Annotated in this window: 25 protein-coding genes and 1 pseudogene; 14 read left to right on the top strand and 12 right to left on the bottom strand. The window is 45.9% G+C overall.

All coding sequences use genetic code 11. The features are described from left to right. Positions 1–5 precede the first annotated feature (5 nt). The 4 genes from AOU00_RS07940 (at position 6) to yunB (ending at position 3,699) form a co-directional block, all read left to right on the top strand. Entirely contained in the window at positions 6–908 is a 903-nt protein-coding gene (locus AOU00_RS07940) for a carbohydrate ABC transporter permease (RefSeq protein ID WP_069290350.1), read from the top strand. Positions 909–910: 2 nt separating this feature from the next. Continuing rightward, positions 911–1,747 carry a carbohydrate ABC transporter permease gene (locus AOU00_RS07935; RefSeq protein WP_069290349.1) on the top strand — a complete coding sequence of 279 codons (837 nt, stop codon included), beginning with the start codon at positions 911–913 and terminating at the stop codon, positions 1,745–1,747. An 83-nt stretch (positions 1,748–1,830) separates the two neighbouring features. Beyond that, entirely contained in the window at positions 1,831–2,763 is a 933-nt protein-coding gene (locus AOU00_RS07930; RefSeq protein ID WP_069290348.1) for an aldo/keto reductase, read from the top strand. A gap of 129 nt (positions 2,764–2,892) precedes the next feature. Continuing rightward, a complete protein-coding gene (yunB, locus tag AOU00_RS07925) occupies positions 2,893–3,699 on the top strand; it encodes a sporulation protein YunB (RefSeq protein ID WP_069290347.1) in 807 nt (268 codons plus the stop codon). A 45-nt stretch (positions 3,700–3,744) separates the two neighbouring features. Here the strand turns inward: yunB and AOU00_RS07920 are convergent, their stop codons facing one another. Further along, positions 3,745–4,851 (bottom strand): M23 family metallopeptidase, encoded by a 1,107-nt coding sequence (locus AOU00_RS07920; RefSeq protein WP_069290346.1) that lies wholly within the window; start codon positions 4,849–4,851, stop codon positions 3,745–3,747. A gap of 247 nt (positions 4,852–5,098) precedes the next feature. Here AOU00_RS07920 and lipA point away from each other — a divergent pair, with 247 nt between their 5' ends. Continuing rightward, the gene (gene lipA, locus AOU00_RS07915; RefSeq protein WP_069290345.1) at positions 5,099–6,001 is read left to right on the top strand and encodes a lipoyl synthase; all 903 of its coding nucleotides are present in this window, start codon (positions 5,099–5,101) and stop codon (positions 5,999–6,001) included. Between the two features lie 24 nt (positions 6,002–6,025). Next, complete coding sequence (locus AOU00_RS07910; protein WP_069290344.1) at positions 6,026–6,877, top strand: YutD family protein; 852 nt, start codon at positions 6,026–6,028, stop codon at positions 6,875–6,877. 58 nt (positions 6,878–6,935) lie between these two features. On the opposite strand, the gene AOU00_RS07905 is transcribed toward AOU00_RS07910, so the two are convergent. Then, the gene (locus AOU00_RS07905; RefSeq protein ID WP_013372943.1) at positions 6,936–7,739 is read right to left on the bottom strand and encodes an NAD kinase; all 804 of its coding nucleotides are present in this window, start codon (positions 7,737–7,739) and stop codon (positions 6,936–6,938) included. Between the two features lie 66 nt (positions 7,740–7,805). Next, positions 7,806–9,104 carry a sporulation integral membrane protein YlbJ gene (ylbJ, locus tag AOU00_RS07900; protein ID WP_069290343.1) on the bottom strand — a complete coding sequence of 433 codons (1,299 nt, stop codon included), beginning with the start codon at positions 9,102–9,104 and terminating at the stop codon, positions 7,806–7,808. A 412-nt stretch (positions 9,105–9,516) separates the two neighbouring features. Here ylbJ and AOU00_RS07895 point away from each other — a divergent pair, with 412 nt between their 5' ends. After that, positions 9,517–9,894, top strand: coding sequence for a globin domain-containing protein (locus AOU00_RS07895; protein WP_023990208.1), 378 nt, complete (start codon positions 9,517–9,519; stop codon positions 9,892–9,894). Positions 9,895–9,936: 42 nt separating this feature from the next. After that, complete coding sequence (locus AOU00_RS07890; protein ID WP_172828271.1) at positions 9,937–10,647, top strand: DUF2225 domain-containing protein; 711 nt, start codon at positions 9,937–9,939, stop codon at positions 10,645–10,647. 92 nt (positions 10,648–10,739) lie between these two features. On the opposite strand, the gene AOU00_RS27000 is transcribed toward AOU00_RS07890, so the two are convergent. Both AOU00_RS27000 and AOU00_RS25705 read right to left on the bottom strand, forming a co-directional pair. Next, on the bottom strand, positions 10,740–10,976 hold the full coding sequence (locus AOU00_RS27000) for a hypothetical protein (RefSeq protein WP_023990206.1): 237 nt from the start codon (positions 10,974–10,976) through the stop codon (positions 10,740–10,742). After that, the gene (locus tag AOU00_RS25705; protein WP_013311864.1) at positions 10,973–11,143 is read right to left on the bottom strand and encodes a YycC family protein; all 171 of its coding nucleotides are present in this window, start codon (positions 11,141–11,143) and stop codon (positions 10,973–10,975) included. Before AOU00_RS25705 ends, AOU00_RS27000 begins: the two co-directional genes overlap by 4 nt. A 97-nt stretch (positions 11,144–11,240) precedes the next feature. Here AOU00_RS25705 and AOU00_RS07880 point away from each other — a divergent pair, with 97 nt between their 5' ends. Both AOU00_RS07880 and AOU00_RS07875 read left to right on the top strand, forming a co-directional pair. Continuing rightward, entirely contained in the window at positions 11,241–13,028 is a 1,788-nt protein-coding gene (locus tag AOU00_RS07880; RefSeq protein ID WP_069290342.1) for a M3 family oligoendopeptidase, read from the top strand. Positions 13,029–13,289: 261 nt separating this feature from the next. Next, positions 13,290–13,691 carry a hypothetical protein gene (locus AOU00_RS07875; RefSeq protein ID WP_013311862.1) on the top strand — a complete coding sequence of 134 codons (402 nt, stop codon included), beginning with the start codon at positions 13,290–13,292 and terminating at the stop codon, positions 13,689–13,691. A 121-nt stretch (positions 13,692–13,812) separates the two neighbouring features. Here the strand turns inward: AOU00_RS07875 and AOU00_RS07870 are convergent, their stop codons facing one another. Continuing rightward, positions 13,813–14,049 carry an alpha/beta-type small acid-soluble spore protein gene (locus tag AOU00_RS07870; RefSeq protein ID WP_013311861.1) on the bottom strand — a complete coding sequence of 79 codons (237 nt, stop codon included), beginning with the start codon at positions 14,047–14,049 and terminating at the stop codon, positions 13,813–13,815. Positions 14,050–14,139: 90 nt separating this feature from the next. Continuing rightward, entirely contained in the window at positions 14,140–15,105 is a 966-nt protein-coding gene (locus tag AOU00_RS07865; RefSeq protein WP_069290341.1) for an aldose 1-epimerase, read from the bottom strand. 451 nt (positions 15,106–15,556) lie between these two features. Here AOU00_RS07865 and trpS point away from each other — a divergent pair, with 451 nt between their 5' ends. Then, positions 15,557–16,546: a tryptophan--tRNA ligase gene (gene trpS, locus AOU00_RS07860; protein ID WP_061829859.1), complete on the top strand. Its 990-nt coding sequence runs from the start codon at positions 15,557–15,559 to the stop codon at positions 16,544–16,546. Positions 16,547–16,589: 43 nt separating this feature from the next. Here the strand turns inward: trpS and AOU00_RS26550 are convergent, their stop codons facing one another. After that, positions 16,590–16,757: a hypothetical protein gene (locus tag AOU00_RS26550; RefSeq protein WP_007431986.1), complete on the bottom strand. Its 168-nt coding sequence runs from the start codon at positions 16,755–16,757 to the stop codon at positions 16,590–16,592. A 121-nt stretch (positions 16,758–16,878) separates the two neighbouring features. On the opposite strand from AOU00_RS26550, the gene AOU00_RS07855 reads away from it, so the two are divergent. Next, entirely contained in the window at positions 16,879–17,100 is a 222-nt protein-coding gene (locus tag AOU00_RS07855) for an alpha/beta-type small acid-soluble spore protein (RefSeq protein ID WP_013311857.1), read from the top strand. A 252-nt stretch (positions 17,101–17,352) separates the two neighbouring features. On the opposite strand, the gene AOU00_RS07850 is transcribed toward AOU00_RS07855, so the two are convergent. Next, positions 17,353–18,336, bottom strand: coding sequence for a metal-dependent hydrolase (locus AOU00_RS07850; RefSeq protein WP_061829858.1), 984 nt, complete (start codon positions 18,334–18,336; stop codon positions 17,353–17,355). A 203-nt stretch (positions 18,337–18,539) separates the two neighbouring features. On the opposite strand from AOU00_RS07850, the gene cyoE reads away from it, so the two are divergent. Continuing rightward, positions 18,540–19,484, top strand: a complete 945-nt coding sequence (gene cyoE / locus AOU00_RS07845) for a heme o synthase (RefSeq protein WP_013311855.1) — start codon at positions 18,540–18,542, stop codon at positions 19,482–19,484. A 90-nt stretch (positions 19,485–19,574) separates the two neighbouring features. On the opposite strand, the gene AOU00_RS07840 is transcribed toward cyoE, so the two are convergent. The 3 genes and pseudogenes from AOU00_RS07840 to AOU00_RS07835 form a co-directional block, all read right to left on the bottom strand. Beyond that, entirely contained in the window at positions 19,575–19,919 is a 345-nt protein-coding gene (locus AOU00_RS07840) for a toprim domain-containing protein (RefSeq protein WP_061829857.1), read from the bottom strand. Between the two features lie 166 nt (positions 19,920–20,085). Next, positions 20,086–20,154: pseudogene (locus AOU00_RS26995) on the bottom strand (YjcZ family sporulation protein); the annotation flags it as partial. A gap of 184 nt (positions 20,155–20,338) precedes the next feature. Then, positions 20,339–21,511: an MFS transporter gene (locus AOU00_RS07835; RefSeq protein WP_061829856.1), complete on the bottom strand. Its 1,173-nt coding sequence runs from the start codon at positions 21,509–21,511 to the stop codon at positions 20,339–20,341. 223 nt (positions 21,512–21,734) lie between these two features. On the opposite strand from AOU00_RS07835, the gene AOU00_RS07830 reads away from it, so the two are divergent. After that, positions 21,735–22,217 (top strand): hypothetical protein, encoded by a 483-nt coding sequence (locus tag AOU00_RS07830; protein ID WP_061829855.1) that lies wholly within the window; start codon positions 21,735–21,737, stop codon positions 22,215–22,217. Positions 22,218–22,220 lie beyond the last annotated feature (3 nt).

Raw genomic sequence — 22,220 nt, 5'->3', positions numbered from 1 at the left:
ATAGAATGCAATCATTATCTTCTATTCGTAAGAAGGAAAATGGGTTGGGGTGGCTTTTTGCCGCCCCTGCTATTCTCGGCTTTGTCATTTTTGTTCTGGGACCGATGATCGCTAGTCTCTGGTTCAGTCTTACCGATTATAAGGTTGCTTCACAAGCCCATTTTATCGGTCTGGATAATTACGTCCACTTATTTGACGGTACGGATCAATTTTTTTATAAATCACTCGGGGTTACGTTTTATTATGTGTTTCTAAGTGTGCCCCTGCAAATTATTGTAGCTTTCTTTTTAGCGATATTACTTAATCAAAAGGTAAAGGGTCTGGCTTTTTTCAGGACTGTTTTTTATCTCCCTACCATTGTGCCACTCATAGCATCGTCTATGATCTGGATGTGGCTGTTTGATCCGGATCTTGGCTTGCTAAATGTGGTGCTGCGTGCGTTGCATTTGCCCGAAAGTCAGTGGATCTATAGCGAAGGGTCGGTAGTTCCTACGCTGGTTTTAATGAGTTTGTGGACCGTTGGAGGAACCATGATTATTTTTCTGGCAGGCCTGCAAGATATACCTAGACATTATTATGAAGCCATTGAAATTGACGGTGGAAATGCTCTTCATAAGCTTATGTATATTACAATTCCATTGACATCGCCCACTATTTTTTTTAATACGATTATGGGCTTCATCGGTGGGTTTCAAGTGTTTGTTCAGCCTTACGTCATGACTCAGGGCGGACCCAATAACTCCAGCTTGTTTTATACCTTTTATTTGTTCCGCGAGGCATTTACCTTTTCGAATATGGGTTATGCCTGTGCTATTGCTTGGGTGCTCTTTATTGTCGTTTTGGTATTCACTGCCTTTCTGTTCAAGACAGCCCGAAAATGGGTGTATTACGAAGGCGGGGGGGCATGAAGATGAAAAAACACGGTTGGAGTGGGAGCAGGGTGTTACTCTACACAGTTCTCATAGTGGGCTCCCTGTTTTGTATGTTTCCTTTTTATTGGCTGGTGCGAAGCTCCATGATGGATTTAAGTCAGATTTTTTTGATCCCGCCGAAATGGATTCCAGAGCCTTTTGTACTCGAGAATTTTTTTCAGCCGTTTGAAGAGTTATCGTTTGGACGCTATTTTGTGAATACATTTATCGTCGTTGCGGGTACTTTGGCGGGTGTACTTCTGTCGAGTACCATTTCTGCCTATAGCTTTGCGCGAATGAGATGGAAGGGAAGAGATAAGGTATTTGCTCTATTGTTAAGCAGCATGATGCTGCCGTTTGCAGTCACGCTGATTCCGTCGTTTATTGGTTGGCAGGCATTAGGCATGGTTAATTCGTACGTTCCATTGGTATTACCTTCGTTTTTTGGTGGAGGCGTTTTTAATATTTTTTTGCTAAGACAATTTTACATGACTCTACCGCGAGAACTGGATGAAGCTGTATTTGTGGATGGAGGTAATCATTTTACAATTTTTACCCGTATTATTTTGCCTTTGTCGAGGTCGGCAATTTTGGTCATTGGATTGTTTACGTTTTTGAACACATGGAATGATTTTATGGGGCCGCTGGTTTACCTTAATGATGAGAGCAAATTTACGTTGGCGATTGGGCTACAGCAGTTTCAGGGAATATATTCGGCTCAATGGGGCGTTTTGATGGCCGCATCTTTAATTGTAGTCTTGCCTGCTATTATTCTGTTTGCCATAGGACAGAAGTATTTTATGGAAGGGATTGCCTTGACGGGGATTAAAGGATGAGGACAACTGCCAGGTACGCACTTTGCTTTTTTTGGAATCTAATAATAAAATGGAAGTAACTTTCGAAAAGGAGATGACGTGAATTGGCAGAGCAAGTGCGTCTTGGTAAAACAGATTTATATGTAAAACCAATCGGTTTGGGTGCAAATAAAGTGGGAGGACATAATCTCTTTTCCGGTTTGAATGATGAAACGGGCAAAGAAGTCGTTCGCACAGCTTTGGATAACGGCATCAATTTTCTGGATACGGCTTTTATTTATGGACCTGAGCACTCGGAACGGTTGATTGGTGAGGTATTGAAAGAGCGTGGTCAGCGTGATAAAGCTGTTATTGCCACGAAGGGTGCACACAAATTTGTAAACGGAGAGGTCGTTTTTGACAACTCGCCTGCTTTTTTACGTGAATCCGTCGAATCCAGCCTGAGAAGATTGCAGACCGATTATATTGATCTGTTCTATATCCATTTCCCGGACGAAGCTACACCGAAGGCAGAAGCAGTAGGAGAACTGAAGAAGCTCAAGGACGAAGGCAAAATCAAGGCCATTGGTGTATCTAACTTCTCCATTGAACAACTTAAGGATGCGAATAGTGACGGTTATGTAGATGTGCTTCAATCCCAATATAATTTGTTTCAACGGGAAGCCGAGAAGGATCTGCTGCCTTATACCAAGGAAAATGGCATTTCGTTTGTGCCTTATTTTCCGCTAGCTTCGGGATTGCTGGGGGGTAAGTATACGAAAGACATGACCTTCTCGGACATCAGAGCGAAAAATCCATTGTTTCAGGGCGATGCATTTGCTCGTAATTTGGTCAAAGTGGAGCAGGTACGGGAGATTGCCAATGCGTTGAATGCAGAGGTTGCTCATGTTGTACTCGCATGGTATTTGACCCGTGATTCGATTGATGCCCTCATTCCAGGGGCGAAGGGGCCGGAGCAGGTGCTGGCGAATCTGAAGACGCTAAATGTCCAATTGAGTCAGGCTGATATCGAAAAGATTGACCATATTTTCAAATAATGAGTGCACCTTATATTTGCAATTATATATTTGTTCCACCTAGAGAGGCTGCCGGACGGGCGGCTTCTTTTTCGTGTACAACTCGCATATCCTTGTAGGGTAAGTTCAACGCTGCGGGGGGATCGGATGATGAGAAGACCGCAATGGCACAGCGCACCTAACAGAAGGCGACGCGGCAGACGTAGGTTTTTTTTTATTGTGACACTGGCGCTGCTGGTAGGGATCATACAGATGGCTGCTTATGTGGAGCAGCATTTGAAGCCGCCCATGATGCACCTGGCAAAAGTGCGGGTTAAACAAATGGCGACGGAGGCTATTAATTCAGCAATTACAGCACAGGTAGAGCAGGGGAAGACAGCTGATAATTTGATCGAATGGAGAACGGATGCACAAGGGAGAACCTCCGGTTTTGTTCTGAATTATGCGGAGCATATGAGAATTACGTCAGACACGCTCAAAGCAGTCAAGGCAACGATGGACAGCATGAGCCATTTTGATGAGAGTGTTCCGATTGGTCAGGCATTGGGCAGTCCACTGTTGGCAGCTTATGGACCAACGGTCCCCCTAAAGGTAGAGCCGCATGGAGCAATCAAGGTGGATTTAAATACCCGTCAACAGGATGCGGGCATAAACATGATCTTGGTGGAAGTGTACATTCGGATTACGACGGAAGTGTCCGTGGTTATACCGTTTGAGATGCAACCTCAGATTGTGGAGACGGAAATTCCGGTTTCTTATTTATTAGTGGTAGGCAACGTTCCGATGTACTACTATGACAATCAGGGTAAACCAGTGGGTAAAAATGGTGCAGCCGCTCCGCAGTTGGCGTTGCCTCCCCATTCCATAGAGAGTAGCGGCGCTATAGATCCCAGCACAGTAAGTGTTCCAGAGGCACAGGAAAACCAAAACACCTCTAGCCAGTCCCCAACGCCATAGAGCGGAGGGAATGACGCGAGCTGCCTAGGAAAAACAAAAGGGCCCCTATGAGGAGGTCCCTTTTGTTTTTCCTGTTTTGAGCGCTTTGCGTTCGGACTGCTCCCACTGTCTTAATAACGGATACGGGTCAAAGGACCAATCTGCCCAACCATTGTCCCGATATATACCATAGTGCAGATGCGGTGGAAACTTGCCTTGGGTACCGGGTTTTCCATAGCCCGAGCTTCCGACCCAGCCAACCGTCTGGCCGGGTGTAACGATGTCTCCGTTGTGGACGGTTTTGTCAAAGCCGGAAAGATGCGCATAGTAGTGATAGCGGTTGTTGAGATCTCGGATTCCGATTCGCCATCCGCCGAAGGGATTCCAGCCCTTCATTTCAACTACACCGTAGCAGGTACTGCGAACTGGAACTCCATAGCCAGCAAACAGATCAGTTCCTTCATGTATCCGGTAGCCGCCCCAGCTGCGACGGCTTCCCCATGTGCTGCGGTAGCTATAAATGCTGCCTAAAGGAAGGGGGAAAGCTTGACTGACCAGATCCAGCTTGCCATACGTCCGATACAGCTTAGCAAACTGCTGAACTCTTTGAACTGCGCGGCTGTTATGGTAATATTCCCAAACGGCAATACCAAATTCATCCTCGTTGTTTCCATACTTTCCGAGATAAGATGCGATGCTGAACAGCAGATCCTTGTCATTATTACGGTCAGCGATTCCATCACCCGAACCGTCTTGTCCCAGCCCGGAAAATAGTTCAATGGAACGCGGATTTTGATCCTCCGAATCAGGGTTCATCATGCCGGACCAGACTGGTCCCGTGATGAAAATACCTATGATTCGTTCCGCATGCTTCCGATCCTTGGGATGGGCCACCGTAAGTGTGCGTTCATACTGGTCGATAGCGGCCAGTCTGTACCAAGGAACTCCAGTCAGGGCTTCGATGGAATGATATAAAGCCAGCCTGGACGTATACAACGAAGACTGAGCATGTGAAGCATCTACATTTGCGGTCAGGCTGCTTTCGGCGGACGAGGACTGTAAGTGATTGGCAAAGGCATGGGCAGGAAGCGGACAGGCCGCTGTCAGTGTAGTAGCACATAACAGCAGCGATAACAGACGAACAGCTCGGGCTGTCCGCGTAGGGTAAGGCACGTGAACCGACCTCCTATAGAAGGGCTTAATCGCCCGATAAATTCTAGGCCCGTATACAATAGCGTGAATAGGGCGCTTTTGTTTAGATTGAGCCATATCCGCCGCTTTTATCCATGTAAAGAGTTTACTTTTTCCGGCATCAATGTCATATCAAAAAGGGAACAATGAATGGAGGTTTTTCCATGGCTTTCATGTTATAATGTATGGCAATGACAGCTTAAGCTTATCAGAAAGAAGGTCTATGCCATTGTCTAGAAAAGTAAAGGAAGCTAAGCCCGACTGGATTCGTATTAAACTTACGACAGGCGATAACTATCAGGAAATCAAGAGCATGATGCGTTCCAAGACATTACATACCGTATGTGAGGAGGCACGATGCCCTAATATATATGAATGCTGGGCCAATAGGACAGCTACATTTATGATTTTGGGTGATATTTGTACGCGTGCGTGTCGTTTTTGCGCAGTAAATACGGGAATGCCTACGGAACTGGACTTGCAGGAGCCTGAACGCGTCGCGGAAGCGGCTGAAAACATGAATTTGAAGCACTGTGTCGTTACCAGTGTGGCTCGCGACGATTTGAAAGATGGGGGCGCTACTATATTTGCAGAAACGGTTCGTGCGATTCGCCGCCGATTACCTCTTTGCAGTGTAGAAGTATTGATTCCCGATTTTATGGGCGATATTGAATCGCTGCGAATCGTCATGGATGCCAAACCAGATATTCTGAATCATAATATTGAAACGGTGGAGCGTATGTCCGACAAGGTTCGGGCTAAAGCGAAATACCGTCGCTCTCTGGAGCTGCTTCAACATGCGAAGCAATTAAATCCGGCTATTCCAACGAAATCAAGCATCATGCTAGGTGTCGGAGAAGAGTGGGACGAGATCTTACAAGCCATGGATGATCTGCGTAAAGTCGATTGTGACATTCTGACAATTGGTCAATATTTGCAGCCGTCCGAGAAACATTTATATGTGCAAAAATATTATCCACCGGAAGATTTTGCGAAGTTAAAGGAAGAGGGATTACAGCGGGGATTCAGCCACGTTGAATCTGGACCGTTGGTCCGCAGCTCCTACCAAGCGCATGAGCAGGTGAAGTCAGCCGCTCAGCATAAGGAAGAAGGCGCCCTTTCGCAGGCTTGATCCGGGAAAGGCGGTCAGAATAGCTTGTTTCAAATCGGTGGTAAAAACTATGAATTGTTGCAGGATCACAAGAACGGGTGGAATCCCGAAGCGTTTCGTGATCGGTATAGTGAAGTGCTGGATCGCTATGATTACATTATTGGTGATTGGGGTTACAATCAGCTACGTCTGAAGGGCTTTTATCGAGACGGTCATCCCAAAGCAAATAAGGATACATCTATAGTGGTACTGGACGATTACATTAATGAATACTGCAATTTTGGCTGTGCCTATTTTGTGTTGCAAAAAAGCCGTGAAGTGGTTAATAAAAACGGCGTCAATGATGAAATCATTGCTCCAGATATTCAGCAGTTGGTAGATGCTCAAAGGGAACAAGCGGGAACGTTAGAACCCGAAGAGCAGCAAGAAGTATTGCAACATACAGCTGGAGAACAGGAGTGGCCGCAACCACAGCAGGACTCCTCAGCTACAGAGGAATCGCGAGTGGAGCAGCCTCGAGAATCCCGAGAACCACGTGAGTTGCAACGTCGGGAACCGAAGGATGCCCAGGAAGTACGTGAACGACAGCCACGTGAAGCTCGCGAAAGTCGTCCATCCAGAGAAAGACGTGAAGCAAAAGATGGACGGAATCCGGGTGAAGGGCAGCAAACCCGTGAACCACGTAGACAGCGCAATCAGCAGGGAAGTTTCGATAAAAAGGAATCGCGTGGACCACGCTATGAGCGCCAATCAAAGGAAAATCGGGAGGGACGGCAAGTTCGTGTCTCTCGTGAGCCTGAGGGCCAGCGTCAGACCCAGCCAGCTGCTAAAGCCGAAAGAGCTGAGGGTAGTAAAAAGAATAAAACATTTACAGCTCCACAACAAAACGGTTCCTGAATTTTCAGGAACCGTTTTGTTTGTAAAAAAAGAGCCAGAGTCGGCTCTTTTATAGGTTCTAATTAAGAAAAGCGTTGCGTACTCGATCCCAAAATGGGAAAGGACGGTAACGAGCGAAGCTGATCTTCTGACTTGCGACCTGACATCGAACAGAGATTAAGTCATCGACAGGAAAGTTCAGGTGATCTACTGTCAATAAAAGACGCTGATCTTTCCGTGAAAAAATATCACAATGATGGTGTTTGGGCAGTAGCAATGGCGATCCCAGTGTCCGATAGACGCGGTTATTAATGGAAGCGATCTCAGTCAATTGCAATGCTTCAATGGTGGGGTGAACCATAGCTCCGCCAAGTGCTTTATTATAGGCGGTCGTTCCTGAGGGGGTAGAAACACATATACCGTCACCGCGAAACATTTCAAAGGTGATATCGTTAATATCTACTTGGGCAACGACAGTGCCATCCACCCCTTTTAACGTAAACTCATTCAAGGCAATAAAAGAAGCATTGCCTGACTTCTTGTGAATTTCCAACTCAATCAGTGGATACTTAACGATTCTCGGGTTAAGCGGTCCCTCAGATCCGCTTTGGCTCATCAGGTGGATTAGCTCCTCCAGCTCGTCCGCACGCCAATCAGCATAAAAGCCCAGATGACCGGTATGTACACCAACAAAGGCAATATCCGGAATGCGGTCGATGAAGGTATGAAACGCATGAAGCATCGTACCATCGCCTCCAATAGACACGACGATTTCCGGCGATTCGGCATCCAGCTTGAAATTCTTTTCTTGGGCAAGACGGTGAAATTGCTGACTCAAGTCCATGGAGTGCTGATCCCCGCGATCCAGAACATAATATCTCAAGATGAAAAGCTCCTTTGTCATGGGTATATATCGATCATAATCAATTATGAGCAAGAACACAATCGTTCATTGCCTGTGTGTTCTTCTCAAACGTACGTATAAGCGACTTGTACCCACACTCAACCATGAGAGACTAAGCATTCCAGCCAGTATAAAGGCAAGAACTAGCAGACTTTGCAACAGCATGGCGGACGAGAAGCCAGGAGACCACGCGATGTCGTATATTGGAGAAAAGACGGGAGAGCTTCCCTGTCCCATCAGAGGCCGCCATAACACGAGAGCTAGCAGTGCTGAGATGATGCCATGTGCAGCCCGGGCCAACAAAAATGGCATATAGCGGAGATTTGTCATATTTAAAATACTTGCAACCTGCGCATGAACCGACAGCCCGCCCCAGGAGAGAACAAAAGCGGCTGCGGCTACCTTGAATGGTAACGCTGCTGCCGTGGCTTCACCAGCGGCTTGCGCTCCTAAAGTGACTTCGAAAATACCACCCACGATGGACTCCGTTAACGTAGGAGGAAGACCACATGCAGTCAATAGGCTTGCCGTAAGCAGATGAAGCCCGCTCATTAAACCGGAGTTCGTCAAAGCTTCTAAAATGACGCAGAAGAATACAACTAGCCCTCCTACGACAATAATAAGGCGTAGGGAGGAAGTAATCGCCTGACGAAGTAACTCACCCAATGGGCGACCATCTTCCAAACGAGCTGTATGCATGGCATATAATGCTTGGCGTAGGGGGCCAGGCTGCCTATTGCGACCTGCTGCTTTTGTATTCGTGGACTTCGACCAGGCTTTTTGAGTAGGTTGAGGCCGGTCGCTGCGAGTATCTGTTTCCCCTGAACGGGAACCGTGGAAGCGCATAAGCAGCCCGATGATGAGCACGCCACCATAATGGGCCGCGCCCAGTACGAGTGCAATTTCTGGTTGATGGAAGAAGCCAACGGAAACCGCACCGATCAAAAATATCGGATCAGAGGAAGTGGTAAACGCGACCAAACGCTCTCCTTCAATGCGTGTGATCCATTTTTGCTCCCACAGCTTGGCTGTTAGTTTAGCTCCAATCGGGTAACCGGATGCGCAGCTGACCGCAGCGACAAAACCCCCACAGCCAGGTACACGGAATAGAGGCTGCATCAGCGGATCCAACAGCGCACCTATGAAATGAACAATTCCGAAACCGAGGAGAAGCTCGGAAATAACGAAAAACGGGAATAAAGACGGAAACAGCACGTCCCACCAGATGGCAAGCCCCCGAAGTCCGGCATTCAGAGAAGATTGCGGGTATACAGCCATAAGCATAAATAGGAATAGCAGTGTAAGGATGAGCAGAGGAAGCGAGTAACGACGGTATAGCGACATAGAGGCCCCTCCTTTGGAGTTGTACTAATATACCTATGTCGGGGATGGACAAAGAGTACAAAAAAATCAAAGAAAACGATTACATCTAATGCTGTATTTTTGTAAATAGTATGTTAAAATAGGAAAACAACGATCCCATAACCTTAAGGATGGAGTGATCAGGATGAGTATCGTTGCCGGTCTGTTCGTATGTGCTTTTGTGTATGTTATTCGTGTCTCTCTCGTCCATCCCGGTGAAGAGGATTGGCGGAGTTATTAGTTGTGTTTATAGAATGACGAAGCTGTGTGCAACGAAGCACACCCTCTTCATATGTTAAATTGATAAAATGACGCTTATTTTTAGCGTCATTTTTTGTTTTTTGTTATAATACGGGTGTATATTTATTACCATAGCACAGAAAGTTGGAGAAAAGTGAATCCTAGCCTAAGCATTTATGACAACCTTGGGGGTGCGGAAGGTGTTCGTGCTATTATTGAGGCCTTCTACCCGAGAGTTTATAAAGATCCGTTGTTAAGTCCCCTGTTTCCTAAAGACATGGAACCGGTTAAGGAAAAGCAGTATATGTTCCTGAGCCAGTTTTTTGGAGGACCGTCTCTTTTTTCTGATGCATATGGTCATCCGATGTTACGTGCCAGACATATGAAGTTTCCCGTAACGGAGGAGCGAGCAGAGGCATGGTTGTCTTGTATGGCAGGTGCGTTAACGGATACGGGCATTGAGGAGCCGCTTCGTTCAATCATACTTAACCGTTTGTCTGGTCCTGCGCATCATTTTGTAAATACCCCGTAAGCTTTCGGGGATTGCCGAATTTTGGAGAGGGTTGTAAAAACATTGGAACTTGAACCGTTATATCAGATCAAAATCGCTTGCCCACATTGCGAAGAAGAATTTCAGACATCCCGTGTCAGACCAAGCCTAAAGAAGGCCATTCGTACGGATTCAGATTTTTGTGCTTATTATAAGAATGAAAATCCGGATTTTTATGTCGTAAGGGTCTGTCCTCATTGTGGATTTACCTCGACAGAGCACTCTACCGTTCAGTTAAGCGATCAGCAAACCAAGATATTTAAGGATAAAATCGGTAACCGCTGGCAGTCTCGCGAATATGGCGGGCATCGTAGCTGGGAAGAGGCATTAGAAACGTATAAACTGGGTTTACTCTGTGCCCAGGTCATCGGAGAAAAGGAACGCGTAGTAGCCAGTCTATTACAGCATATCGCATGGATGTACAGATACCAGGGAAATGAGGAGCAGGAGCTTCGCTTTCTCAAATTTAGTCTGGATTCGTATGTTCGGGTCTATGAGCTGGAGGGTGTCGGGGCGAATAATGCCAAACTGCTTTATCTGATTGGTGAACTGCATCGACGTACAGGCAACTTTCACGAAGCGGTACGCTGGTTTTCGCGTGTCATTAATGACAAAAAGATTATGGATGCAGCCATGATCCGGGCTTCCCGTGAACAGTGGTCTGTACTGCGAGAACAAATGTTGGCTAAAAATTTCCAACTGCCGGAGGAAATGCAGGACGCAAGCTCCTCTTGAAGAAATAAAGGTGTGCACTATGGCCGATTTAGGCTCATGGTTCACACCTTGTTTGTAAAACGGGTTATCTTATCTTACAACTGCCTCATGAATTAATGATGACGCAATGTGGTATCTGACAGCAAATAATCGTCATCACAATCCACCAAAGTAACCTTGTTATGGCAGCATGGAAACACAAGTAACTTTTTCATACCTTCGTGTATGAGCTTAAGTTCTTTTGGCTTCAGGGGCAGCAAAACATTATCATGGTCGCAAAACGGACAAGACTGTACATAAACGTCTCCCATGACGATGTCATAAGGCCAGGTTTTATGAAAAGGGATCATGATTTGTTCGATTCTCCGCCGTTCGGGTCAGCGGTTTCTTCTTTAGCCAGTTCGGCCAGCTTTTGCATCAAAATGTGCTGGGGTGTATGCATAAGGTGTTCCAGCGGAATGCCGAGCTTTTCGGATAATTTCACAGCCGTTTCCGGCGAAATTTGTAAGGGTCTCATCCTGTTTTCCTCCCAATTGTAGTGATTTACTATCACGATGTAGCTTTATTGTATATGAAACCACATGAATTCGCCAAAAAAGAAAGGTGGAACTATTATGAAAACGCCGTTAAAGCAAACATGGGATCTGGAATCTATTTTTAGCGGAGGATCTTCCTCTGCCTCATTTCATGCATTTTTGGAAGAAATGGAGAGCAAGGTTCAACAGCTGCAATCCCAGCTTAAAGCAGCCAAAGTACCACAAACGGTATTGGATACCGAGCGTCTGGATAGTGTACTGAATAGCATACAGGAGCTGTTTAATGGTGCGTCGCAGGCGGGTTCCTTTGTCTCTTGTCTAACTGCTCAAAACCAGCACGACAAGCTGGCTGTTCAATTGGGGGCGCGTGTCAACACGCTGTATGCCCAAGGGAAAAGTGCTTTAGTCTCTTTCCAGAACTTGCTGGCACAAACCAGTGAAGACATTTGGCAGAAATGGATGGAGCGCGAAGCTATCCAGCCGATTTCTTTTGTCCTGACTGAATATCGGAACGAAGCACGTGAAAAAATGGCTCCTGAGCTGGAAAGCCTTGCATTGGATCTCGCAGTGGATGGCTACCATGGCTGGGGCGACTTTTATGATACCATTGTCAAAAATATGACGATCCCCGTGCCGGAAAATGGCGAGATCGTAAACCTGTCTGTTGGTCAGGCTGCTAATAAGCTGGATGAAGCAGATCGCAGCGTACGTAAAGACGTGTTTGCACGTTGGGAAGAGGCATGGACTCAGGTAGAGGACTATTGCGCGGATACATTGAATCATTTGGCAGGCTTTCGTCTGAAGCTATATGAAAAACGAGGCTGGACAGATGTGCTTAAGGAACCGTTGGAAATCAGCCGTATGTCTGCACAAACGCTAGATACGATGTGGCAGGTTATTAATGAAACAAAGCCTATTGTAGTCAAATACTTGGAGCGGAAAGCAAAGCTGCTGGGCTTAGAGAAGCTATCCTGGCATGACATTGAAGCTCCTCTGGGGACGTCAACTACTAAAATCCCTTACGACGATGCTGCTGTAACGATTGTTGAGCAATTTGGTAAATTTAGCTCGAGAATGGCTGACTTTGCCCAAATGGCTTTTGAGAAAAGCTGGATCGAAGCAGAGGACCGTCCAGGCAAACGTCCGGGTGGTTTCTGTACATCTCTGCGTCTGAGCAAAGAGACCCGTATTTTTATGACCTATGCCGGATCACCATCCAACGTTTCGACACTGGCCCATGAGCTCGGGCACGGTTATCATCAACATGTGATGAATGAATTGCACCCATTGAATCAAAATTATGCCATGAACGTAGCTGAGACGGCATCAACGCTGGCAGAACTAATTGTATCAGATGCTTTGCTGGAAGCTGCCGAAGGTCAGGAGAAGGTAGCTTTGCTGGAGGATAAAATTCAGCGTGGTGTAGCCTTCTTTATGAACATTCATGCTCGTTTCCTGTTTGAAACCCGTTTTTACGAGCTGCGGAAAAAAGGAGTTGTGGGAGCACAACAATTAAGCGAGCTGATGGAACAAGCGCAGCGTGAAGCGTTTAGTGGTGTCCTGGATGAGGCTCATCCTCATTTTTGGGCATCCAAGCTACATTTCTATATTACGAACACTCCTTTCTACAACTTCCCGTACACATTCGGGTATATGTTCAGTGCAGGAATTTACGCTTTTGCGAAGGAAAATCCTGACGGCTTCGCCGACCAATATGATGCCTTGCTGCGTGATACGGGTCGCATGACAGTCGAAGAATTGGCTTCCAAGCACTTAGGTACCGATTTAACACAGGCTGACTTCTGGCGTAATGCTGCGCAAGTTACTGTTCAGGATATTGAGCAATTTTTACAAATGACAAAATAACAGATTTACACTTTTGAAAGGTCTCCCATAAGGGAGGCCTTTTTTGTGATTTTTGCAGAAGATGATGAACAAAGTCGCAAAATGTCGAAGTGTAATTAACATTACCTGTTGGCGAAATTTAAAATGATGGATATACTTAGAAAATAGTTATAAATACCCAATTATGTTGGTTTTGATTGTAAGGTTAAAAATCTTCGCATATAATTGAGCCGTAAGACCTATTAATTATTTCTTGATAAGGTATATAGGAGGGTTTTTGTAATGGACGAAGTAGGTCAATTGTCGTTAGCAAGGCAGATGGATATCGTTTTAAAAGAACTGGATAATGAACTCGCAGGTTTGTCGTCAGGTATCGTATTTGTACAAATACGTAACAATGTAGTTGGGAAATTTGGGATTCGTCATAATCCGCTTGCAGGTAAAGGTGGCACATTTGCAGCAGTAGAACCGGGGTTATCAGCAAAGCATCGGGAGGATTTTCGGCGTATGGCTCTAGAAACGCTAAATCATAAGCGTAGCTGGACTCATGGGGAGATTGCTTTCGATTTTGCCATTAGACAAGGAACGATTTTGGTAGATGCAACACTGGAATCCAACTACAACATGGCGAATCTCATGATCCGCTACAACAAGCCTACATACCGAGCGGCTAATTCCGAATAATTCAATTAAAAAAAGTAAAGAAAAGGCGGCCTTCCTAAGGAAGACCGCCTTTGTTATATACCCGTTATAACACATTTTGGTAAATTACGATGAACGGAATGCTCATGTGGAATAATGACGCTTATTGACCTGAACGACCTGATAATTGCTGTTCGGCCAGCTGTACCAAGCGTTTAGTGATATAGCCTCCCAGAGAACCAGCTTCACGGGATGGCATGTCACCGTAGTAACCATCTGCCGGAATGGTGATGCCCAGCTCTTGTGCAGCTTCATATTTCAATTGTTGCAATGCGTTGTTGGCTTGAGGAACAACTAGGTTGTTACTGCGACGGCTTCTGCCTTGATTAGCTTCATTCATGTGTAGTCACCTCCTTCGGCTGTGATGAGGTTAGTATGCGACAGAGTTATGAAAATATGCGCCGAAGGAAGAAAAGTGACTAGAGGAAAATTACGGATATATGATATGAATCTGAGTTTTGAGATCGATGGATTGCTGAGGCTCCAAACGGATCAGTCCGGCTTCCCCGACAGGATCAGGTGAATTGGGCGCATCAGGCAGACATGTATAAGGCTCAATGCAAAGATACTGGTCGCATTCACCTTTGGTATATAAAACCCAATACTTATAATATTGCTCATCTGCTGTGTAGCGGATTTGATAACCGTCGTCACGAGTCAAAAGAGCTTCAGCAGGGCCTTCCGTTGCCCGCAGCAGAGTGTCTAGATTTGTTCCTTTCAGAGAAAGTCCCGAAGAGAGCTGTTCCAAGTCATCTAACGAAGTAATGATACCTGTAGGTAGTTGTTCAGCATCCTGCTCATATACGCCGTTCACAGGTAGCTTTAGACGCCAGCGCTCAGGTTCTCCGTCCACCATAAACCAAGTGTGATATCCTAAGCCAAATGGGGCTGCTTTTTCGCCCAAATTCGTTACGCGCAGCGTTTGACTTAATACAGCACCCTGCAAGCGATACGTCATCTCCAGACGTAAGGGAATGGGGAATTGTTCCATCCAGTGCGGATCACTTTCTGTTAAAAGCTCGGTAGTAACACTGCAACCTTCTTCATCCTCTTCAATATCACTGCAGCGCCAGGACTGATTACGATGCAGACCGTGTATATGATTGTCATTGGCTGTATTTCGGTCGAACTGATAAGGAACACCGTCAAACTCAAATTGTCCCTTGCGAATTCGGCCTGGAGGAATCAAAATGGGCAAGCCAAAATGATAAGGCTTTTGTAAATAGAAAGCCAATTCTTCCTCACCGGGCCGACGTACGATATCCCGGTCGAGCTTCAGATCACGCACTGAAATAATATTATTCCCGAGGCGAGGGATCATCGTAACTTCCAGTTCACTACTATGTAAAACATACGTGTCGTAACCGTTCCAGTGTTCTTTGGTCACTTGTTTCATATCCATGCTCCTTTGTCCACTATAATCGGTTGAAGCTTCGTGTCATTATGATAACAGATTTTTGGTCGTAGGGCACAATCGTCATTTGACAATAACATTATGCGGAATTATCATTAATGTAGTTTAGAAAGTAATGACATGGATAACGCGATGATGAGGACAAGTAAGCTTTCGCATAAGCTCTTCAGAAAGCCGGTGGTGGATGGGAACCGGTGAGCCTGCACTGCTGAATGGACCTTGGAGTGCCGCACAGAACAGGAATTTACTGTCCTCAGTATGACGGCCGATTGCTCCCCGTTAACGGAGCTTTAAGATTGCAGGCAGCCACGGAGCATAGCTCCGACAAGTAATAGGCTGACGGCAATGAATAAGGGTGGTACCACGGTCTCGCGTCCCTTGAGGATGCGGGGCCTTTTTGCGTTCTAATTTTGAAATACTGAGGAGGAAGAATATGAAAACTGTACTTTCAGGTATTCAGCCTAGCGGACAACTTACTTTGGGCAATTACATTGGTGCCATGAAAAACTTTGTCAAATTGCAAGAGGATCATCAATGTTACTTTATGGTCGTAGACCTTCATGCAATTACCGTACCGCAGGAACCGGCTCAATTACGTGAGCAGTCGGAGGCGGTAGCAGCATTATTTATCGCAGCAGGTATTAACCCGGAAAAATCCAATGTCTTTTTACAATCCCATGTTCCCCAGCACGCTGAGTTGGGATGGTTGATGACAACACTGACGAATATGGGCGAGTTGGAACGGATGACTCAGTTTAAGGACAAAGCAGCAGGCAAGGACTCTGTAGGAGCAGGGCTGTTCGTATATCCATCGTTGATGGCAGCTGACATTTTGCTCTACAACGCGGATCTCGTCCCGGTAGGCGACGATCAGAAACAGCATCTGGAGCTGACACGCGATTTGGCGGGTCGCTTTAATCACCGTTATGGAGATTATTTTACTGTTCCTGAACCGTATATCCCTGAAGTAGGGGCGAGAATTATGTCCCTGGATGATGTGTCCAAAAAAATGAGCAAGAGCAATCCGAATGCAGGCAGCTTTATTGCGCTACTAGACGAACCGAAAGTCATACGCAAGAAAATCAGCCGCGCTACTACTGATTCCGGCAGTGAGGTTAGATATGATCCGGCCAATAAACCGGAAATTAGTAATCTGATGGGCATCTACAGCCAGTGTTCCGGTTTGTCACTCCAAGAAGTGCAGGATCGCTATGAAGGTCAAATGTACGGAACATTTAAAAAAGAACTGGCAGAGACCGTTGTAGCTATGCTTGAACCGATTCAGCAACGCTATCGTGACATCCGGGAATCCGGTGAGATTGGACGTATTTTGGCCCAATCCGCAGAGCGCGCACAAGAAGCGGCTGAAGTCACGTTGTCTGCGGTCAAAGAGCGCATGGGCTTTCTGCCACGTGTACGCTAAAGCATATTGAGACGAAACGGATTAGGCCTTTTAAAGGATTGGATTAGGAGCGGCGTTGTCGGGCTTTGACCACGAAACCCCAGCCGATATTGCCGACAGATAATAGTCCCAGTAGAATGGCAAGCCATGCGGAATAACTGATGGATATAGCGGCTGCGGTCAGCAGGACAATGGATGAAACGGCGAACCATAGGGATAAACCTTTGCTCATTGGTAAAAACCTCCAGTGTTCGAATGTTGAATTTCAGGAATAAGTAGTTGTAAGCGAGCCATAATAATCTTGCAAGCTTGCAATGAACCTCACTCACAAAGAACTGAAAGGAGATTCAAATATGAGCAGACGTCGTTCAAACAACCTGCAAGTACCGCAGGCCAACGCCGCTTTACAACAATTAAAATATGAGGCAGCTCAAGAACTTGGCATCACGATTCCTCAGGACGGTTACTTCGGTAATGTTGTTTCCCGCGAAACAGGTTCTCTTGGGGGATATATCACGAAAAAGCTGGTCCAACAAGCAGAACAATCCTTGTCGGGCAGCAGCCGTTTGCAGTAATACACATAAACACTCCATCTTGGAAGCTGTATTATGAGCAACTGTGATGAAGAAAATCCGGAGCGATCATGCTCCGGATTTTTTTACGCATGGCTTATCACCATTGTGAATCACGCAAGTCCGCTTCGTCAAGAGGGCGCTTTCATGAGATGTGATTTATTACGCGTATGGCCAAAAAAACAGCAAGCTCCAGATGAAGGGAGACTTGCTGTCTGTTGTTCATACGGCTTGTTGTTAGCTTGTAGGCAGGTTTTAATTCGTATGCAGGGAAAGGCGTTTTTGCATTTTTTCGTCACTGAGCCATCCAATATAGCTGTTGATCAGTCCGAACTGCTTATCCATCGCGACCACAGCCACGAATGGATATTGTCTCCGGTGTCGATACCTGACGTCTCCCCATCGCACAATGTAGCCCCATTCCAGTTCTTCCACCTCGGCAACGGCAAAGGAGGAAAAATAGCGAAATGCTTGCACATCGCGATAGGATTTGGATGCTTCTACGGCAGGATGTGTGGATGGAATTGCATGTTTCGTCCAAAATAAATGTTTGCCATTTAATCCGCCAATGTCATAACTTCCATTCTGATGAGCTTTTACCACATGCCACCGGTTCCATGATACGGTGGGAATGATATAATAGATGTCGCCCTCCTGACGCTCATTGTCCATATCACGTACCGCTTTTCTGGTTATAAAATGACTCCAGGTTCGCCAAATGTAATATAGGCCAATAATAACGTACAGCGTAATAAACAAGGGAGCGGGTGGAATCAATCCGGTGACCCACAGCATAATCGCAGCAACATGGGTGCCAAAAATAAAGGGATCGAAAATATGGATGATATTCCAAGATATCCACTTGTTTGTAAACGGCCGGAATGCCTGTGTTCCGTACGTATTAAATAAATCTGTGAATACATGCAGGCAGACAGCAATCGTTACCCATAATGCTACATGACCAGGGGGCACATCTCTGAAGATCAGGCAAATCAGTCCTGTTATGGACAAAATCCATATCAACCAGAAGGGAATTGAATGCGACAGTCCACGGTGATTGCGAATGTAGGCTGCATTATTTTTCAACCGAAGCAAAGTGTCAAAATCCGGAGCTTGTGACCCTACGACTGTAGCGAGCAGTACGACTGCGGCCAACTTTGGATCTCCGGCGACGACAGGATCAGTGTAGGCCAGCCCGGCCAATCCGATTCCCATGACAAAGTGTGTGGCTGTATCCATATCTGTCGCTCCTTTTGTATTGTTTCCTGTACTTATTACTACCCAAATTTACTGTAAACGATCAGCAGGGGCGATTTGCCATCGGAATTGTGAACGTTTTGTGCGTTTTCTGTCAAACTTTTTGGGGTAGGTATATGATAAAATTTATATCGGAGTTCAACTTACTCCCGAATTCATACATCTCTAAGGGGGAGTTACTCACAATGGATAATATAAGTTATAAGACTTCTTCGGATGCGGCTACCTATTCTGTAAAATCTAAACCACCCGGCAAAGCGGGCACTTGGAAAGATTTTATTACAGTTACCAAGCCAGGCATCCTTCGTACCAATCTGGTTGCAGCCTTTGGTGGTTTTTGGTTAGCATCGCAATGGGACGTTGATTATATAAAGCTAATTCTTACACTTTTAGGTACAATGCTGGTTATGGCGTCTTCTTGTGTTTTTAACAACTATTTTGACCGTGAGCTGGATTTGAAAATGGAACGTACACGTAATCGCTCACTGCCAACAGGGCGTCTGACCCCTACAACGGTGTTGTCATACGCTATTATTTTGGGTGTTGTCGGGTTAGCTGTTCTATTCTTCTTCTCTGGTGTAAAGGCAGGATTACTGGGATTACTTGGTATGTTCGTCTATGTCGGTATTTATACACTTTGGTTAAAACGTTCGTCTACATGGAGCACATCCATCGGCGGTATTTCTGGTGCAATGCCTCCTGTGATTGGTTATGTGGCCGCTTCGGGTCGTATTGATATGGGCGCTTGGCTCTTATTCGCTCTCCTGTTCTTATGGCAGCCGCCTCACTTTTGGGCACTTGCTATTCGCAGAGTTGAGGAATATCGCGCAGCAGGATTTCCGTTGTTGCCAGTCGTAAAAGGTATCCATCGGACCAAGATCCAGATGATTCCTTATATTGTATTGCTGATTCCGGTACCCATCCTTATGTATGCTTATGGATATGCCGGTATGATTTTTATGATCGTGTCCGTGTTACTGTCCGTGCTGTGGGCATTTTATGCCTTTAAAGGTTTTACGATTAAGGAAGAAGAAACGGATTCCTGGGCAAAAAAAGTATTTTTCTTTTCCATTAACCATCTGACACTCAGCTTCTTGCTGATGATCGTCGATACGGTTCATAAGTTCTAATGTCATTTTAGAGGCATTTTATAGTGCACCATATAGCTGTCCAACAGGCATGCAAGCGGCCTGAGGACAGCTTTTTTGTTATTTTCAAGACTAAAGAACAGGTGGCGGGTATATAATGTATTCTTCCAACCCTGCTTTTTCCAATTGAGCGATCACATATTCGTCTGGAGTGCCTTCTACGCCAGCGTATCCTTTGCGGGTATACATATGGCAGGCATCCGGAAAAGAGTCTGCAAGCACACCCCTTATTTTTTTCCCTGAGCTGTCATTGTCCATAAATAAATATATTTCGTCGTGCTTGGCCCGCTTGTGGAGGGATTCTAGTTTTATAGAGTTGAGTGTACCGAAGGTGCATAAAATGTGAACCTCCGGGTCAAGTAATCGGCGAAGTTTGCTGCGGTCATTTTTCCCTTCGACGATCACGGTTATCGCCATTTAAGCTCACCCCTTGTCTGATACATATGCTCGAAATTCCCCGGGAAATGAAGAATATGTGTATAGTGTAGCTCCAAATAGGGTTCTCATGCAAAAAATAACAAAACAGCCTGCCAGAAGTGGCAGGCATGGGTACAAGGGGCAACATGTTAGGGCAATTCAGACATTAAAACCAGCAAGTACGGAGAATGATGACGAGCAGAATATAAAGAACAAGAATGGTGCCAGTTGAAGTTCCAAAAACAGGGCAAGGGCTTACAGGATGACAGTGGCTCACAGGCTGCACCTCCCTTTGTTAGTGAATGTTCAGTCAAAATAGTCTATGTGGATAGGGGGATAGTGTACTGTGCATTTGCCCTCTGAAACGACATTTTGGGCTTTAAAGGTAGCATATTAGCATACCACTGCCCTCAGACTAGCTAGGAATGATAAGGTCCTGAGGCAGACAGTGGCGGCGTCGGAGATAATCGCTTAATAGGAACGAATAGCAGGCCAGCCATCAGAATCAGAAATGCGATAAAAAAAGGAGAAATGTGATCGGGTAGCTGACCTGCCAGTACAGGTCCGGCAAAGGAGCCGATAGATGTTGCAATAGACTGTAGTGCAAAGGTTTTGCCCAGTCGCGCACCTCCAATTCGTATGAAAAGGGAGGCCAGCGCTGGGAAAATGATGCCTTTGGCTGTTCCCAAAATAAAAAGTATGATACCAATCGCCGCTTCGGGCGTGGTGGCGAGTGCGTAAAAACTTAGAGACATCAAAATAATGCCACAAAGTAGTCGCACCATTGGTGAATATTTGTTCAGAAACAGCAGACTGAGCGTGCAAAGTGCTCCCAAACTGATGATGGAAAAGAGCAATCCGGTGGACATCATAGACGCAGAACCGTTATTCCGTAATGGAATTTCGTAAAATAAAATGCCTTGTGCACACGCCAAAACAAAAGGCAGGAGCAGGTAACGCCAATTGAATGGTAAACGCGTCTTCTGTACCCCGGATAGTGGAGCAGATGTCGCATGACCATCTGATAATTGGGCCTGTGGAGCGGGTGCTGTTTTGGGCAAGGTGAAATAAGCCATAAGTCCCGTGACTACGAGAATGATGCCAAGGGAACTAAATGTCTCACTAAAGCCGAAACTGGCTACGATAAATGCGCCGGCGGCTGGAGACAGGACAGAGGCGAGCGTGTGAACGACACCATGTCCCGACATATATTTGCCCTGCGTAACTGGATGATCGGATAGCTGTGCCAACATGGCTAGACAGGCCGGAGATAAAAAGGCTAACACAAAACCGCTAATCGCCCGAAGAAAAAGTAATTCCCACGGTGTGTGGATGTATGATTGAATGACAAGAATGATGCCTGCGGCTGTTAGGCTGAACATAATATATCGGCGGCTACCGTGTTTGTCGACCTTGGGGCCGGCCATCAAATTACCAGGCAGATGAGTTAGAGAGTAAATCCCCATCATCCAGCCAATAAAAGTAGGTGCTGCACCCAGGGAGATAGCGAATGGTGTCAAAATAGGATATTGTGCATGCAGATCGAAAAAAGCAATGAATAAAAAGAGATACAGCCAGAGGGCTGTTTTCATGGGATGACCCCCTTCCCTAATGTAAACTTTCATGTTGCACCACGTATTGGCTCTTCCTAAGTTGTACGCTGGAATGGACGAACATAGACCACTTTGTATGGACAAGAATTGAATAACAAGGTATGTAAAAGAGCTAAGCTGACAGGGCATCACGTAATCATGTATAATTACAGAGACAATTTTGTGATTTAAATGATGTAGTTGAAAACGGGAGTGTAGCGAAATGGATAAGGGCGTCTGGACAGAGTTTTTGGAACATAATTGGCAGATCGTTCAGGATAACTGGCTGTATATATTAATTGGGCTTGTCCTACTGTTAGTCATATTGAAGATTGTAAGAACTCTCGTAAAATGGCTAATTGTCATTGTCGTCATTGCAGGCTTGCTTATCTACAGTGGCATTTCCTTTGAACAGGTCGGCAAGGTCGTTACTCAGGCAAAGGATGATGCGATTAACAAGGTTCAGAGCGAGGCTTTGAACATGATGATCAAAGAGGGACGAGATGCCCAATACACATCCAACGCGGATGGTACGTTTTCGGTAACCAGCTCCAACCTGGAAGTGAAAGGTCCATTTGATGGTGACAAGGTCAAGGTATGGTTTCAGGGGATGTCGCTGGGCGAGTGGAGTATGGGCGATACCGTCAAGAAATATATCGAAGGTGCGAAAGGCTCGGCTGTAACACAGTCGCCACAGTCGCCGTAGAGA

Source organism: Paenibacillus polymyxa (assembly GCF_001719045.1).
In the GTDB taxonomy this organism is placed as follows: domain Bacteria; phylum Bacillota; class Bacilli; order Paenibacillales; family Paenibacillaceae; genus Paenibacillus; species Paenibacillus polymyxa_B.
Note: the sequence above shows the minus strand (reverse complement) of the source record. Positions and strands in the feature narration are given on the sequence as shown.